General features: G+C 70.7%; 14 protein-coding genes. 5 read left to right on the top strand and 9 right to left on the bottom strand.

Going from position 1 to position 15,613, the window contains the following annotated elements; all coding sequences use genetic code 11:
- Positions 1–39 precede the first annotated feature (39 nt).
- The gene (locus ABTX24_RS26455; protein ID WP_160022780.1) at positions 40–723 is read left to right on the top strand and encodes a TetR/AcrR family transcriptional regulator; all 684 of its coding nucleotides are present in this window, start codon (positions 40–42) and stop codon (positions 721–723) included.
- A gap of 12 nt (positions 724–735) precedes the next feature.
- Here ABTX24_RS26455 and ABTX24_RS26460 read toward each other — a convergent pair whose 3' ends face one another.
- Positions 736–1,641 (bottom strand): cation diffusion facilitator family transporter, encoded by a 906-nt coding sequence (locus ABTX24_RS26460; RefSeq protein ID WP_350843890.1) that lies wholly within the window; start codon positions 1,639–1,641, stop codon positions 736–738.
- Positions 1,642–1,704: 63 nt separating this feature from the next.
- Here ABTX24_RS26460 and ABTX24_RS26465 point away from each other — a divergent pair, with 63 nt between their 5' ends.
- The 3 genes from ABTX24_RS26465 to ABTX24_RS26475 all read left to right on the top strand — a co-directional run bounded on the left by ABTX24_RS26465 (position 1,705) and on the right by ABTX24_RS26475 (position 4,299).
- Entirely contained in the window at positions 1,705–2,496 is a 792-nt protein-coding gene (locus ABTX24_RS26465) for an isocitrate lyase/PEP mutase family protein (protein ID WP_350843892.1), read from the top strand.
- 8 nt (positions 2,497–2,504) lie between these two features.
- Positions 2,505–3,266, top strand: a complete 762-nt coding sequence (locus tag ABTX24_RS26470) for an MOSC domain-containing protein (protein ID WP_350843894.1) — start codon at positions 2,505–2,507, stop codon at positions 3,264–3,266.
- A 73-nt stretch (positions 3,267–3,339) separates the two neighbouring features.
- Complete coding sequence (locus ABTX24_RS26475; protein ID WP_350843944.1) at positions 3,340–4,299, top strand: lipid kinase; 960 nt, start codon at positions 3,340–3,342, stop codon at positions 4,297–4,299.
- Between the two features lie 12 nt (positions 4,300–4,311).
- On the opposite strand, the gene ABTX24_RS26480 is transcribed toward ABTX24_RS26475, so the two are convergent.
- The 8 genes from ABTX24_RS26480 to ABTX24_RS26515 form a co-directional block, all read right to left on the bottom strand.
- The gene (locus ABTX24_RS26480) at positions 4,312–5,205 is read right to left on the bottom strand and encodes an SMP-30/gluconolactonase/LRE family protein (RefSeq protein ID WP_350843895.1); all 894 of its coding nucleotides are present in this window, start codon (positions 5,203–5,205) and stop codon (positions 4,312–4,314) included.
- A 132-nt stretch (positions 5,206–5,337) separates the two neighbouring features.
- The gene (locus tag ABTX24_RS26485) at positions 5,338–6,525 is read right to left on the bottom strand and encodes an ABC transporter permease (protein WP_350843897.1); all 1,188 of its coding nucleotides are present in this window, start codon (positions 6,523–6,525) and stop codon (positions 5,338–5,340) included.
- A complete protein-coding gene (locus ABTX24_RS26490) occupies positions 6,522–7,403 on the bottom strand; it encodes an ABC transporter ATP-binding protein (protein ID WP_350843899.1) in 882 nt (293 codons plus the stop codon). Before ABTX24_RS26490 ends, ABTX24_RS26485 begins: the two co-directional genes overlap by 4 nt.
- 86 nt (positions 7,404–7,489) lie before the next feature.
- Positions 7,490–8,161 (bottom strand): response regulator, encoded by a 672-nt coding sequence (locus tag ABTX24_RS26495; RefSeq protein ID WP_350843901.1) that lies wholly within the window; start codon positions 8,159–8,161, stop codon positions 7,490–7,492.
- The gene (locus tag ABTX24_RS26500; protein ID WP_350843903.1) at positions 8,158–9,525 is read right to left on the bottom strand and encodes a sensor histidine kinase; all 1,368 of its coding nucleotides are present in this window, start codon (positions 9,523–9,525) and stop codon (positions 8,158–8,160) included. Before ABTX24_RS26500 ends, ABTX24_RS26495 begins: the two co-directional genes overlap by 4 nt.
- Before the next feature lie 138 nt (positions 9,526–9,663).
- Entirely contained in the window at positions 9,664–10,962 is a 1,299-nt protein-coding gene (locus ABTX24_RS26505; protein WP_350843904.1) for a DEAD/DEAH box helicase, read from the bottom strand.
- Between the two features lie 144 nt (positions 10,963–11,106).
- Positions 11,107–12,261: a zinc-binding dehydrogenase gene (locus tag ABTX24_RS26510; RefSeq protein ID WP_350843906.1), complete on the bottom strand. Its 1,155-nt coding sequence runs from the start codon at positions 12,259–12,261 to the stop codon at positions 11,107–11,109.
- A 37-nt stretch (positions 12,262–12,298) separates the two neighbouring features.
- Positions 12,299–13,297, bottom strand: a complete 999-nt coding sequence (locus ABTX24_RS26515) for a hypothetical protein (RefSeq protein WP_350843908.1) — start codon at positions 13,295–13,297, stop codon at positions 12,299–12,301.
- Positions 13,298–13,540: 243 nt separating this feature from the next.
- Between ABTX24_RS26515 and thrS the strand changes: the two genes are divergently transcribed.
- Positions 13,541–15,529 (top strand): threonine--tRNA ligase, encoded by a 1,989-nt coding sequence (thrS, locus tag ABTX24_RS26520; protein WP_350843910.1) that lies wholly within the window; start codon positions 13,541–13,543, stop codon positions 15,527–15,529.
- Positions 15,530–15,613 lie beyond the last annotated feature (84 nt).

The following is a 15,613-nucleotide window of genomic DNA, read 5'->3' on the forward strand; positions in this document are numbered from 1 at the left end:
AACGTTATCTATCGCACGACAGAAAAAGGCGATGCCACGGTGTCACAGATCTCGCCGCGCCCGGGTCGCGGCCGTCCACGGCTGCTCCCCGGAAAGATCGCGGCGAACCCCCGAGATCAGATCCTCGCTGCCGCTGCCGAGCTCTTCGTGAGCCGCGGCTATGCCGGCACCACCACCCGCGAGATCGCGGACGGTGCCGGGCTGAGACAGGCCTCCATCTACTACCACTTCGGCAGCAAGGAGGAGATCCTCGCGGTGCTGCTCGAGCGCTCGGTCCAGGACCGGGTCGAGCAGGCCGGGAAGATCGAGGCCGGGATGGGGTCGGTCACGCCCGACGTCGGCCTCTACGCCCTCGCCGTCAGCGACATGAGCGCACTGGTCGCCATGCCCTACAACATCGGCATGCTCTACCGCCTGCCCGACGTCATCGCCTCACCCGTCTACGACCGCTACGGCCATCTCCGCGGTGACCTCGTCGCCGGCTACAGCCGGGTCGCGGAGCGCGCCGCGGGGGAGCGGGTCTCGGCGAGCAGTGGCGAGCCCGGGCTCGGCGAGCTCCTCGTGCAGATGGTCGAGAGCGTGGTCAGCCTCCGCCGCGAGGACCGCGTCGGCAGCACGACCGTCGCCACGATCGCCTCGGCCTGCCTGCGCCTGTGCGGGGTCGCCGAGGACGCGATCGAGCAGGCGCGGGAGGCGGCTCTCACCGCGCTCGCGCGGGCCTGACCTCAGCGAGCCTCAGTGCATCCCGGGCTCGTGGGCCAGGTGCGTCTCGGGCTCGAGCTGGAAGGTGGAGTGCTCGACGTCGAAGTGACCGGCCAGGCAGGCCTGGACCCGGTCGAGGACCTGCGGCGCACTGCCGTCGAGGAAGCACTCGGGCAGCAGGGTCAGGTGGGCGGAGACCGCGGGCAGACCCGAGGTGACCGTCCAGGCGTGCAGGTCGTGCACCTCGACGACATGGTCGACCTGGAGCAGGTGCCGGCGCAGATCCTCGACGTCGACCTCGGCCGGCGCACCCTCGAGCAGGATCCGGCCGCTGTCGCGGAGCAGACAGACACCGGCGTACGTCATCAGGGCGACGACCACGAGCGAGGCGACCGGGTCCGCGCGCGTCCAGCCGGTGAGCAGGATGATGACCGCGGCGACGAGGGTGCCGATGAAGCCGTAGAGGTCGGAGAGGACGTGCTGGTAGGCGCCCTCGACGTTGAGCGAGGTGCGGTTGGCGCGCGCCATCAGGGCGGCCGCGAGGATATTGACGCCGCAGCCGACGAGCGCGACCACGAGCATCGGCCAGCCTTCGGCGTCGGGCGGGTCGATCAGGCGCCGGATCGCCTCCACGCCGACGACCGCGGCGAAGACCAGCAGGGTGATGCCGTTGAGCGCCGCGGAGAGGATCTCGGCGCGCTTCCAGCCGTAGGTCCACTGGCCGTGCGCCGGCCGCGCCGCCAGCCGCATCGCCCACAGCGCCGCCGCGATCGCGCCGACGTCGGTCAGCATGTGGCCGGCGTCGGCCAGCAGCGCGAGCGAGTCGGCGAGGATCGCGACCGTCACCTCGCCGATCAGGAACACACCCAGCAGCGACATCGCGGCGATCAGGTAGCGCCGGTCCGCCGCGGGTGAGATGTGCTCGTGATCGTGCCCCATGTTCGATGAGTCTAGGTCGGATTCTCGCGTGCGCTCAGCAGGCGGTCGTGGGATGGTGCAGCCATGTCGAAGGCCGATGAGTTCTTGTCGCTGCACGTCCCCGGAAGCCCGCTGCTGATGCCCAACGCCTGGGACGCCGGCTCGGCGAAGGTCCTGGCCTCGCTGGGCTTTCCGGCGCTGGCCACCACCAGCAGCGGGTACGCAGCGACCCTGGGCCGTCTCGACGGCCAGGTCACCCGCGACGAGGTGATCGCGCACGCCACCGCGCTGGTCGAGGCGGTCGAGGTGCCCGTCTCGGCCGACCTGGAGGCGGGCTTCGCAGGCACCACGGCCGAGGTCGAGGAGACGTTCCGGCTCGCCGTGGCCGCCGGCCTGGCGGGCGGGTCCATCGAGGACTACGCCGGGAACGAGAAGGACACGATCTACTCCATCGAGGAGGCCGCCGAGCGGGTCGCCGCCGCGGCCGGGGCCGCTGGTGACCAGTTCGTCCTCACCGCCCGGGCCGAGAACCACATCCGTGGCCGCGACGATCTGGACGACACGATCGCCCGCCTCCAGGCCTATCAGGAGGCCGGCGCCGATGTGCTCTTCGCGCCCGGCGTCATCGCCGTCGAGGACGTACGCCGCCTGGTCGACGCCGTCGACCGCCCGGTCAACGTCCTGCTGCTGCCGGGCGGCCCGTCGGTCCCCGAGCTGGCCGAGGCCGGCGCGGCGCGCATCTCGGTCGGTGGCGCGTTCGCGTTCGCCGCCCTCGGAGCGGTCAAGCGGGCCGCGGAGGAGCTGCTCGGCGCCGGCACGACCGGCTACTCCGAGCTGGCGGCCGAGGGTGCCAAGGCGTTTCGCAGTGCTGGTTGACTGGCCCCGTGATCGATGAGCTGAAGGTCGTACGAGCGGGGTTCGCGCCGATCAAGGGGACCAAGCACCTGCCCCACGACCGAGTGGAGCTCGACGCCCAGGGGGTCGTGGGAGACCGCGGCTTCGCGCTGGTGTCGGTCGACGAGACCGACCCGGCCCACGGGCGGGTACTGCGGACCGTGCAGCACCCCTCGCTGGTCGCGGTCCGGGCGGACCTGGCCGGCGACCGGCTCGAGGTCGAGCTGCCCGACGGCGAGACCGCCACGGCGGAGCCGGCCGCGACCGGCGAGCGGCTCACCTGCGACTACTGGGGCCGGGAGGTCGAGCTGGAGCTGCTCGGCGGCCCGCACGCGGCGCTGTTCTCGAGGTGGCTCGACCGGCCGGTGCGGCTGGCCCGTGCGCGCCGCGGCGACGTGGTCTTCGCCGGTTCTGTGTCGGTGGTGACCACGGCGTCCCTGCGCGACCTCGCCCGCCAGGCGGGCGCAAACGATTTGGAAGCGGCGCGCTTCCGGCCCAACCTCGTGGTCGAGACCGACGAGCCCTACGCCGAGGAGACCTGGCTCGGCCGGGAGATCCGGGTCGGCGGGGCGACGCTCCGGATCGGCGTACCCATCCCACGCTGCGCCGTGATCGACAGCCATCCGGAGACGGGGGAGAGGGACGTACGTCTGCTGAAGACGCTCGCCTCCCACCGCCCGCTCAACCGGGCCGGCGAGCCGGCGTTCGGGGTCTTCGCCGAGGTGGTCATGCCCGGCGCCGTGGGCCCGTAGCCGGCCGCACAGGCCACGCACAGGAACGGGCCAGCGCGGACTCAGGTGGAGTGCGTACGCTCCTGATGTGGATATGCAATCGCTGTTGTCGCGCGACTCCGTGAAGGTCGCCCTCGTCGTCAACGCCGGCTCGCGCCGGGGACAGGACGCGCTGGCGTCGTCGGAGGAGATGCTGCGGTCCGCGGGGATCGAGGACGTGCACTCCTACGCAGTCCACTCGGGGGAGGAGCTGGAGGCCACGCTCGACACGGTGGCCGCCGACAAGCCCGACCTGCTCGTCATCGGCGGCGGCGACGGCTCAGTGGGTGCCGCCGCGGCCCGGATCGCCGGTAGCGACGTCGTGCTGGCGGTGCTGCCGCTCGGCACCGCCAACGACTTCGCGCGCACCCTCGAGCTCGACCAGGACCCGCAGACCGCGGTCGAGCAGATGCTCGAGGGGAAGGTCATCAACGTCGACATCGGACGGGCCAACGGCCACGCCTACCTCAACGTCGCCTCCTTCGGTCTCTCCGTGGCGGTGACCCAGGCCCTGAACCCGCGCCTGAAGAAGCTGATCGGGCCGGCGGCCTACCCCGTGGCGACGCTCCAGGCCTACCGCCACCACAGGCCGTTCACCGCGCGGCTGGAGTTCCCCGAGGGCGACCACGACACGGTGGAGCTCGACGACCTGCTCCAGGTCGCGGTCGGCAACGGCCGACACTACGGCGGCGGCAACACCGTCTCGCCCACGGCCTCGGTGGACGACGACCTCCTCGACGTCTACGCCATCGTCCGCGGCCGCATGCGCGACCACGTCTCCATCGCTCGGCTGCTGAAGAGCGGCCACTTCATCGAGCACGACCAGGTGCACCACGTGACCACCTCGGCCGTGCGGATCACCACCGACACGGCGATGCCGGTCAACCTCGACGGCGAGATCGTCACCGAGACGCCGACCGACTTCACCCTCGAGAGCAACGCGCTCCACGTCGCCGTACCGATCCGCAGCCGCGCCGGCCGCCTCGACGGCCCGCCGCCGGACGTCCAGAGCTGAGGACGATCGGGACTAGGGGCGTCCCGCCCGGGGCACGTCGACCCGGATGGCCAGCAGCCGTGCCTCGGTGTTGGCCTTGCGCGGCTCCTCGAAGAAGTCGGGCGCGGCACAGACGTACAGGGTCCTGCCGTCGCTGCCGCCCAGCATGCAGGCGAAGACGCCGCCACCCGGCTCGATCTGCTCGAGGATCTCGCCGCCCTCGGCGACCCTGACCACCCGGCCGAAGACCGCGTCGGCGGTCCACACGGCGCCCTCGGCGTCCAGGCAGCAGCCGTCGGGCGCGAGCACGGCATCGCCCATCGCCTCCGCGAACGCGGTGTGCGTGCTGAGCTCACCGAACTTCGCCCAGGTCCGCCGGTTGCTCAGCGACCCGTCCTCCGCGATGTCGAACGCGCTGATCCGGTTGCCGCAGGTCTCGTCGACGATCAGCGTGCCGTCGTCGGTGATCACGCTGCCGTTGGGGAACCACATGTCGTCGGCGACCTCGGCCACCGTCCCGTCCGGGTCGACCCGCAGCAGCACCGTCGGCGCCACGTCGGCGCCGGCCATGATGTCGAAGCCGAAGTTCCCGACGTACGCCCTGCCCTGCTCGTCCACCACCATGTCGTTGAGGTGGTGGCTGACATGATCGCTGAGGTCGGCGTGGGTCACCAGCGAACCGTCCGACTCACGGCGGAGGATCCGGCGGTCGCGCATCGAGACGACCAGGAGGTGCCCGTCGGGGAGCCAGCCCAGCCCCGACGGCTGCCCGGGCACGTCCGCCTCGACCCGGAGATCGGACCCGTCCTCCTGGGCCGAGTAGACCTTGTGGGAGTAGAAGTCCACGAACCAGATCCGGTCCTGGTGCCACCGCGGGCACTCCAGATAGTGCATGTCCTCCACAACGGTGGTGATCTCTCGGGCCATGTCCATGCTCCTCGGGTCGTCGTCGACTGCCCCCATCATGCCGAGAAGTCAGGTACGCCGGGCGAGAAGTCACTCACGCGAATCGAGATGGCACGCGGTGACACATCTCGGCCGACGGGGGTGACGGCTCGGCTACTCCTCCAGCCGCCAGGCCGCCTTGAGGGAGAGCTGGCCGCCGGTCTGGAGCAGGGCGCGGCTGTAGAGGCGCTCGGCGAGGCGTACCAGGGCGACGCCGAAGGCGAGGAGCAGGACGACGGCGATGATCGGCTCCCACCAGGCCGCGGTGCCCTCGACCAGGCGCATCGGCATGAGCACGGCCGAGAGCGGCGGGACGTACGAGCCGATCTGCTCGCCGACGCCGTCGAGGTAGAGGGCGCCGAAGAACATCACCATGAGCAGCATCGTGATCGGGGTGGAGGAGGACTGCAGGTCCTCGGTGCGGGAGGCGAGCGCGCCCGCGACCGCCCACAGGGTCGAGAGCACCACGAAGCCGATCAGGAAGAAGACCACGAACCAGCCGATCGCACCCGACAGGGCCGGCAGGGCGAAGCTGAAGTCGGTCAGGCTCAGCCCGACGAGTCCGACGGCCACATAGATGAGCATCTGCCCGACGGCGATGACGGCGTTGCCGATGATCTTGCCGGCGAGGAGCTGCCGCAGCGGTACGGCGGCGGCGATCATCTCCACGATCCGCGACTGCTTCTCCTCCACGACGCTGTTGGCCAGCGTCATCCCGAACATGATCGAGGCGAAGTAGAAGACGATCGCGAGCGCGTATCCGACGACGTAGCGGATCGCGGACAGCTCGCTGTCGCCCTCGAGCTGCTCGACTCCGACCGCCGAGCCCTCGGTCAGCTCGGCCGCGGTCGTGCCGGCCGCGTCGGCGTTGCCGGCCAGGACGATCGCCTCGACCGACTGGCTGACCACGTCGCGCAGCTCGGAGTCGGCATCCTCGAGCGTGACCAGCGTCCAGCCGTCGGCGGCCGGACGCAGATAGGCGTCGGCCTGCTCCTCCTCGAGCGCTTGTCGGGCGGCGTCCGCGTCGTCGACGGCGACCGGCACGATGCGTACCTTCTCGTCGATGTCGGAGGCGCGCTCGGCGATGCCCTCGACCATCGCCTGCGAGGCCGTGGTGGAGTAGGCGAGGTCGTAGGTCTTCTCGCGGCTCTCGCTCCACGCGGTGAAGCCGAGCACGCCCACGATCACCGCGAGCATCACGGCGGTGCCGATCAGGGTCGACTTGTCGGTGGCGCGGACCGCGATCTCGCGGCGCGCGACGATCTGCCACACGGGCTGGCTCCGGGGGGTGGACGTGGTCATGCGGTGACCTCCCGGTAGATCTCGGACAGGCGAGGTACGACGCGGTGGAAGTCGAGCACGTTCCCGCGGCTGGTGGCCTCGGTGAGCAGCTTCTGCTCGGCACCGGTGGAGACGACCTCGATCTCGGCCTCGGGGCCCGAGACGTCGCGGACGTGGAGCCCCGGCAGGTCGCGTACCCAGCCGGCGTCACCGTCGAGCACGAGCCGGTAGCGGAGCGCCGCGTCGGCGCGCAGCTCCTCACCCGTCCCCTGGATGACCACCCGGCCGCGGGCCATCACCACCAGCCGGTCGCACAGCCGGTCGACGAGGTCGAGCTGGTGGGAGGAGAAGACGACGGGTACGCCGTCGCGAGCATGCTCGCGCAGCAGGTCCGCCATCGCTTCGATGGCGTCGGGATCGAGCCCGGAGAAGGGCTCGTCGAGGATCAGCGCCATCGGCGCGGGGACGAGCGCGGCGATGATCTGGACCCGTTGCTGGTTGCCCAGCGACAGCTTCTCCAGCGGATCCTTGGTGCGACCGCCGAGCCCGAACCGCTCCAGCAGCACGGTGATCTCCCGACGCGCGCCGGCGGTGGACATGCCGCGCAGCCGCGCCAGGTAGACCAGCTGGTCCAGGATCGGCTGCTTCGGGTAGAGGCCGCGCTCCTCGGGCATGTAGCCGAACCGCCGCCGGTCCTCGCGGGTGACCTCGTGCCCCTGCCAGGAGACCGTCCCGGCGTGCGCGGCCAGCACCCCCATGATCATCCGCATGGTGGTGGTCTTCCCGGCACCGTTGCCGCCCACGAACCCGGTGAGCCCACCGGACGGGACCGGGAAGGACACGTCGTCGACGGCGACCATCTCGCCGAAGCGGCGGGTCAGCCCGCTGACCTCGAGCATCGAATCTCCTCTGCGTTGGAAACGAACGGGACCCACGCTATTTCAGCGCCGCGCCGGGCGGATCCGTCGCGAGGATGAGCTCGACCTCACCCGTTGGGCGGGCCGGCGGGGAGCAGGCCGTGACGGTGGATGAAGACCACGGTCTGCACCCGGTCGCGCAGCTGCAGCTTGGCCAGGCAGGCCGACACGTGGGTCTTCACGGTCGCCTCGGTGAGGAACAGCCGGCGGGCGATCTCGTTGTTGCTCAGTCCCTCGCCGATGAGCAGCAGCACCTCCCGCTCGCGAGCGGTGAGCAGGTCGAGCTCCCGGGGCGGCTTCGGTCTCGGCGCCGACGGGGCGTTGTCGCTGGTCACCCGGCCGATCACCCGCATCGTGACCTCCGGGGCGAGCAGCGCATGCCCTTCGGCGGCGGCCCGCACCGCCTCGGCCAGGGAGTCGGGGTCGGCGTTCTTGAGCAGGAAGCCGCTCGCGCCGGCGGCCAGCGCGTCGAAGAGGTAGTCGTCGCGGTCGAACGTGGTCAGGATGATCACCTTGGCATGCCCCTCGGCGACCACCGTGCGCGTCGCCTCGATGCCGTCGGTGCCAGGCATCTGTACGTCCATCAGCACCACGTCGGGCCGCAGCTCGCGCGCCTTCGCGATCGCGTCGGCGCCGTCAGAGGCCTCACCGACCACCGAGATGTCGTCCTCCATCGAGAGGATGAGACGGAACCCCGAGCGCACCAGCTGCTGGTCGTCGGCGAGCAGCACCCGGATCATCGCGCCGCTCCCGCCGACGTGACGAGGGAGTCGAGCGGGAACCGCACCCGCACCCGGAAACCCTGGACGGCCCTGGGCCCGATGTCGACCTCCGCCTTCCGGACGGCCGCGCGTTCGCGTACGCCCAGCAGACCCAGGCCGCTGCCGGAGGTGCCGTGCCGGGGCCGGCCGTTGTCGGTGATCTCGACCTCGGCGTACGGCGCGGCCGCCGCACGGTCGACGCGGAGCACGACCTGGGCGCGGTCGGCGGTGGAGTGGCGGCGTACGTTGGCCAGCGCCTCCTGGACGATCCGGTAGACCGAGTGCGCCAGCGGAACCGAGAGGTCCTCGACCGGACCGACGGCCTCGTAGTCGACCTGCAGCCCGCTCTCGCGCACCTCGTCCAGGAGCGCCGGCAGGTCCTCGAGGCGCGGCTCGGGACGGCGTACTTCCGGGCCCTCGGTCTCCTCGTCGCCGGCCGGGTCGCGCAGGGTGCCGAGCAGCGAACGCATCTGGGTGACTCCCTCGCGCGCGGATGCCTCGACGTTGCCGAGCGCCTCGGCGGCGCCCTCGATGTCATCGGGACGGCCGCGTTCGAGCAGCTTGCGCCCGGCGGCGGCCTGGACGCCCACGACCGCGACGTGGTGGGCGACGACGTCGTGCAGCTCACGGGCGATCCGCAGCCGCTCGTCGATCACGGCGCGGCGCTGGAGCTGCCCGGACTGGGCGGCGATGGTCGCGGCCTGCTCGGCGAGCTCGGCCTTCTGCCGTGCGCCCCGCCAGGCGACCTGGCCGCCGACGATCGCACCGGCGAAGTAGAGCAGGTTCATCAAGGTGGTGAGCAGCACGTAGGCGGTCACCGGCCCGATGAGCGAGGAGCCCTCCGCGTCGGCGGTCGACTCGCGGATCTCGTCGATGCCGCTGCCGACCGCGAACTGCCAGGAGAGCCAGGCGAACATGAACAGGGTGATCAGCCCCATCACGATCACCATGTCCCGTCGGCGCCGTGCCCAGGCTGCTCCGGCGAAGAAGGCGACGAAGTAGATGATCTGCATGGGCAGCAGCCCCATCACGGTCGGGAGCCACACCCCGGTGACGAACATGTGCAGCCCGGCCAGGAGCGCGATCGTGAGCGGGAAGCGCCGCCTGAAGACGAGCAGCGCCGCGCCGATCACCACCGCCGTCCACTCGACCCAGGTCGGTGCGTCGCTGGAGTCCAGCGTCCCGACTCCTCGGATCAGCTCCAGGGTGACCAGGCTCGCGACCAGCACGACCGCACCGACCAGCCAGTCGCCGAGCGTGATCGAGCCTTCCCGCTCCCAGTCGTCGTCGGTCGCGAAGAAGGTCGCCAGCTGGCCGGAGGAGCCGTCGTCGTGCACAGTCACCCGGCCACCCTAGTTCGGCAGACGGGCGGGGTCCTCAGTCTCGAGTCGGAGTCCGGCAGGTGGCTGGCGGGGTAGTCCGGGAGCGAACTGCCCAAATACTGGCCGGTAATAGGCAGTTCGCTACCGGACTACCCGTTTTCAGCGCGAGCCAGCAGCCCGCTGACGCTTGCGGGCACGCGAGCCGGGGCGGCTCTTCCGGTTGCCGGTGCCCTCGCCGGCGGGGCGGCGCGGGGGCTGGGCGACGACCGGCACGAACGGGCCGGGCCGGGTGCGCTCGCCGGGAGCCAGCTCGACCAGGATCGGGTGTGAGGGCCCGTCGAGACGGGTGGTGGTCGGCTTGATCCCGGCGGCGCGGGTGAGCGTACGGACGTCCTTGACCTGGTCGGGCAGCATCAGGGTGACCACGGTGCCGGAGGCGCCGGCGCGGGCCGTACGGCCGGAGCGGTGCAGGTAGGCCTTGTGCTCGGCGGGCGGGTCGGCGTGGACGACGAGGGTGACGTCGTCGACGTGGATGCCGCGGGCAGCGATGTCGGTGGCCACCAGGGTGGTCGCCCGGCCGGAGTGGAAGGCCTCCAGGTTGCGCACCCGGGCGTTCTGGGAGAGGTCGCCGTGGAGCTCGACGGCCGGGATGCCGGCGCGGCCGAGCTGGCGGGCGACGCCCTTGGCGCCGTGCTTGGTGCGGGTGAAGACGACGGTGCGGCCCGGGGCGGCGGCCAGGTCGGCGAGCACCGGGATGCGGTGCTCGCGGGCGGAGAGGTGGAGCACGTGGTGCTCCATCTCGGCGACCGGCGACTGCGCCGAGTCGGCCTCGTGCACGACCGGCTGCTGGAGGAACTGCTTGACCAGCACGTTGACGCCCTTGTCGAGCGTGGCGCTGAACAAGAGTCGCTGGCTGCCCTTCGGCGTCATGGTCAGCAGGCGCCGCACGGCGGGCAGGAAGCCGAGGTCGGCCATGTGGTCGGCCTCGTCCAGGACGGTGACCTCGATCGAGGACAGGTCGGCGTGACGCTGTGCGATCAGGTCCTCGAGCCGGCCGGGGCAGGCGAGGACGACGTCGGCGCCCTTGCGCAGGCCGATGACCTGCGGGTTCTGCCCGACACCACCGAAGACGGTCTGCACGCTCAGGCCGGCCTCCGCGGCGAGCGGCCGCAGCGACTCCTCGATCTGGCGGACCAGCTCGCGGGTCGGGGCGAGCACGAGCGCCCGCGGCTTGCCGGACTTCGCCCTGGCACCACCCGCGAGGCGGGCGACGAGCGGAAGCAGGAAGGCGTACGTCTTGCCCGACCCGGTCCGCCCACGACCGAGCACGTCGCGCCCGGCGAGGGAGTCCGGCAGGGTCGCGGCCTGGATCGGGGTGGGGGTGGTGATGCCGTGGTGATCGAGGACGGCGGTGAGGTCTGCGGGCACGCCGAGCGCGCTGAAGGACTGCTGAGACAAGGAGTCAACTTTTCAAGCGATGTGTCTCGCCATAATGAGTTGATACCGAGAGCGGCCGGGGGCAAGACCGGAACGGGCCGCTGATGGATCAGATACTACCGGTAGGTGATCCGTCCACCAGAATCGTCGGTGCCGTGTCTCGGGTCACGTCCACGGATCGACGAGGATCTTCGCGTGCGTCTCCGGGTCGGCCAGGTCCGAGAAGGCCTGGGCGACGCCGTCGAGGCCGACGGTGCCGGTGTGCAGCGGCGAGGGGTCGACCTTACCGCCGGCGATGAGCTCCAGCGTGCGCGCGAACTCCGCGGGGTCGTAGCCGAACACGAACCGCAGGTCGATCTCCTTGTGGATCGCGATCGCAGGCCGGATCGTGTCCGGCTCCATGCACACCCCGACGACCACGACGCGCGTGTGCAGGGGCGCCGCGGTCATGATCTGCTCGAGCATCCCCGGCACCCCGACGCACTCGAAGACGACCGGACCGGTCGGTGACTGGCCGAGGCGGTCGGCGTTGAGTAGCACCGTCTCCCAGGGGAGCAGCGGGATGCGGCGTACGACCTGCATCGCGTCGATCCCGAAGCCCAGGTAGTCGGTCAGCGAGCTGACCGGCCCGCGCTGCTTGTAGGCGTCCCACGGCGAGGACTCGCGCGGGTCGACGACCACGTCGGCACCGCACTTCACCGCGAGCGCGCGCCGCGCGGGTGAGAGGTCGGAGGCGACCACCGTCTTCACCCCCTGCGCCTTGAGCATGAGGATGACGGCCAGCCCGATCGGACCGCAGCCGATGACGACGGCCGGGCGCCGTGCCGAGATCGCGCCGCGGCGTACGGCGTGGAAGGCGACCGCCAGCGGCTCGGTGAACACGGCCTGGTCGGGCGAGACGCCGTCGGGCACCGGGAAGGTGAAGGCCTCCTGGACGACGCAGTACTCCGCGAAACCACCGGGGGAGTCGACGTCGAAGCCGACCATGTGGACCGCCCCGTCCGTACGCAGCACCGGCAGCGCCGTCACCGAGGTGCCCGGCTCCCAGCGACCGCGGGTCTCCGGACCGTAGGCCACCACCTCGCCGAGAAGCTCATGGCCCAGCACGATCTCCTGATCCGGCGTCATCGCGGTGGTGTAGCCGATCTCGGTGACCACCTCGTTGAGCTCGTCGGCGTGCTCTCGGACGTGCAGGTCGGAGCCGCAGATCCCGGCGCGCAGCACCTTGATCAGCAGCTGTCCCGGCCCGGGCTCGGGACGCGGGACCGACCGCACGGAGAGCTCACCCTTGTGGACCACGGTTGCGCGCATCTGGTTCATCGGCGCCGACGCTACCTCACCCCGTCCCCACCCGGTCTCAACCAGTCGGCAGCGATCCGGTGGACGAGATCCGGTGCAGGTGAGCGGTGAACGAGTGCTGGTGGTCGACGCGCGGCAGTCGAAGCGCGGCGCCGGTGACCAGGTGCAGCGTGACGTCGATGCGCGGGTTGGCCTTGCGCTCGTCGACGACACCGGTGTCGATGCTGGTCACGTCCTCCCAGAGGATGACGTCGGTGTGGCGGGCGTACTCCAGGACCAGGCCGCCTTCATAGAGCCCGAGGTCGACCGCGACCGGGCGCTGCAGCCCGAGCCAGGCCAGCCGGAACCCGAGGATCAGCCCGGCGAGCGCAACCAGGCCCCCGGCCAGCACGAGCACCATCGGCAGATTCGGCCGAGTGGCGACCCAGGCCCCGAACGCGATGAGCGCCGGGCCGAGGACCAGCCCGACCGGTGCCAGCCACGCCCGTCCGTGCGCGGGGTGGGTGCTGAGCCGGATGCCGAGGTCCTCGGTGAGCGTCTCCTCGCCAGGCGTACGCAGCCACGCCCGCCGCCTCGGCAGCACCACCAGTCCGAGCACCGTGAGCGCGATCCCGCCCCAGAGCACCGGCTCTCGGCCCATCCCGAGGATGCGGGCCGGCCACGGGTTGATCGCATGCTCTCCGTAGGCGTCGGAGTCGACCACCCACATCCGGAAGGTCGCCTTCGACGGGTCGGGGTCGCGCCCGATGTCGCGCAGGGTGCCGTGGATGCTTCCGGTGACCCGCTCGCCGTCGACGCGCCACTGGCCGCGGCAGGAGGTGATCTCGCCGGTGCCGCCGTCGAACTCGCACCGCTCCACCACGCTCACCTCCGCCCACTGCCCGCTGTTCCACCGGTCGGCCGCGTGCTGCGCCACGACGGTGGCTGGGAGCAGCATCGCCAGGGCGCCGAGGCCCAGGGTGATCAGGACGGTCGCCGCCGACGTGAGCCGCTGTAACCGGCGCACCCGGCGAGAAGGGTCGATGAGACGGGACTTGGGGCCGGTGGTGGGGAGCACGAGGCCTTTCACATCAAGGACTGGGATGGACGTCGATCGAGGCTCGGAATTCTAGCCGCATGCCCCCACGGGTTCTCGTCGACCGGGTCGAGGACTCGGCACCGTCCGGGCCGCTGCGCGCCTGTCCCACGACCGTATCTGACACGGGTTCACCCATTCGCAGTCCGCCGCCGGCGGCGGATACGATCGGAACGCCGCGCGAGCATCGCGGTCCACACACCACTGGAACCCACAGGAGCATCCGTGTCCGAGATCAAGATCGCCGTACTCACCCCCGACGGGCGCGAGGAACGGGCGGTCACTACGGGCACGAAGGCGTGGGAGCTCTTCGCGGACAACCCCGACGTGATCGCGGCCAGGGTCGGGCAGGACCTGAAGGACCTCTCCTACGAGCTGGTCGACGGCGACGCCGTCGAGGGCGTCCTGATCGACTCCAAGGACGGCCACGACATCCTGCGCCACTCGACCGCGCACGTGATGGCGCAGGCGGTGCAGGAGCTCTTCCCGGAGGCCAAGCTCGGCATCGGACCGCCGGTCACCGACGGGTTCTACTACGACTTCGACGTCGAGACCCCGTTCGTGCCCGAGGACCTGGTCAAGATCGAGTCCCGGATGAAGAAGATCATCAAGGCCAACCAGAAGTTCTCCCGCCGGGTCACCACCGACGACGACGCCCGCGTCGAGCTGGCCGACGAGCCCTACAAGCTCGAGCTGATCGGCCTCAAGGGCTCGGCTGCCGACGCCGCCGAAGGTGCCAGCGCGGAGGTCGGCGGCGGCGAGCTGACCATCTACGACAACCTCGACCGCAACGGCGAGATCGCGTGGAAGGACCTGTGCCGCGGTCCGCACCTGCCGACCACCAAGCGGATCCCGGCCTTCAAGCTGATGCGAAGCGCCGCGGCGTACTGGCGCGGCGACGAGAAGAACAAGCAGCTCCAGCGCATCTACGGCACCGCCTGGGAGTCCAAAGAGGCGCTCGACGCCCACCTGGCCCGGATCGAGGAGGCCGAGCGCCGCGACCACCGCAAGCTCGGCCGTGAGCTCGACCTGTTCTCCTTCCCCGACGAGATCGGCTCCGGCCTCCCGGTCTTCCACCCCAAGGGCGGGATCATCAAGCGGGAGATGGAGGACTACGTACGCGCCAAGCACATCGAGCACGGCTTCGAGTACGTCGGCACCCCGCACATCGCCCGTGAGCAGCTCTTCCACACCTCGGGCCATCTGCCCTACTACGGCGACGGCATGTTCCCGGCGCTGGACGTGGACGGCCAGGACTACCGCCTCAAGGCGATGAACTGCCCGATGCACAACCTGATCTTCCGTTCGCGCGGGCGCTCCTACCGCGAGCTGCCGCTGCGGCTGTTCGAGTTCGGGTCGGTCTACCGCAACGAGAAGTCGGGCGTCATCCACGGGCTGACCCGCGTGCGTGGCTTCGCCCAGGACGACTCGCACTCCTACTGCACCAAGGAGCAGGCGCCGGCTGAGGTCAAGCACCTGCTCGACTTCATGCTGACGGTGCTCAAGGACTTCGGTCTCGACGACTTCTACCTGGAGATGTCGACCCGCGACGACTCCAACAAGGACAAGTTCGTCGGCAGCGACGAGGACTGGGCCGAGGCCACCAAGATCCTCGAGGACGTGGCGTCCGAGACCGGTCTCGACCTCGTGCCCGACCCGGGCGGCGCGGCGTTCTACGGGCCGAAGATCTCCGTCCAGGCCAAGGACGCGATCGGCCGGACCTGGCAGATGGGCACGGTGCAGTACGACTTCAACCAGCCCGCCGCGGACCGGTTCAACCTGGAGTACCAGGCCGCCGACGGCACCCGCCAGCAGCCGGTGATGATCCACTCGGCCAAGTTCGGTTCGATCGAGCGGTTCCTGGGTGTGCTGGTCGAGCACTACGCCGGCGCCATGCCGCCGTGGCTCGCCCCGGTCCAGGTCGTCGGGATCCCGGTCGCCGACGCGTTCGACGACTACCTCTACGAGGTCGCCGCCAAGCTGAAGGCCAAGGGCATCCGGGTCGAGGTCGACGAGTCCGACGACCGCTTCCAGAAGAAGATCCGCAACGCCCAGCTCCAGAAGATCCCGTTCATGCTGATCGCCGGTGGCGAGGACGTCGAGAAGGGCGCGGTCAGCTTCCGCTACCGCGACGGTCACCAGGAGAACGGCATCCCGGTCGACGAGGCGATCGAGCGGATCGTCGCCGCTGTGGAGTCGCACGAGCAGGTCTGACCCGAGACCTCTCGAGGGCGGTGCGTGACATGTCACGCGCCGCCCTCGCGGCATTTCCGGCGGGCCGCTGAGCGGCCGAAAGAT

It is taken from the genome of Nocardioides sp. NPDC127514, from assembly GCF_040302125.1.
Taxonomy (GTDB): Bacteria; Actinomycetota; Actinomycetes; order Propionibacteriales; family Nocardioidaceae; genus Nocardioides.

Bases quoted from the DNA above. Each gene is read 5' to 3' on its own strand.
- ABTX24_RS26475 (WP_350843944.1), top strand. From the start codon at position 3,340: ATGCAATCGCTGTTGTCGCGCGACTCCGTGAAGGTCGCCCTCGTCGTC.
- ABTX24_RS26490 (WP_350843899.1), bottom strand. From the start codon at position 7,403: ATGCTCGAGGTCAGCGGGCTGACCCGCCGCTTCGGCGAGATGGTCGCC.
- ABTX24_RS26480 (WP_350843895.1), bottom strand. From the start codon at position 5,205: ATGGCCCGAGAGATCACCACCGTTGTGGAGGACATGCACTATCTGGAG.
- ABTX24_RS26460 (WP_350843890.1), bottom strand. From the start codon at position 1,641: ATGGGGCACGATCACGAGCACATCTCACCCGCGGCGGACCGGCGCTAC.
- ABTX24_RS26495 (WP_350843901.1), bottom strand. From the start codon at position 8,161: ATGATCCGGGTGCTGCTCGCCGACGACCAGCAGCTGGTGCGCTCGGGG.
- ABTX24_RS26510 (WP_350843906.1), bottom strand. From the start codon at position 12,261: ATGAACCAGATGCGCGCAACCGTGGTCCACAAGGGTGAGCTCTCCGTG.
- ABTX24_RS26485 (WP_350843897.1), bottom strand. From the start codon at position 6,525: ATGACCACGTCCACCCCCCGGAGCCAGCCCGTGTGGCAGATCGTCGCG.
- ABTX24_RS26465 (WP_350843892.1), top strand. From the start codon at position 1,705: ATGTCGAAGGCCGATGAGTTCTTGTCGCTGCACGTCCCCGGAAGCCCG.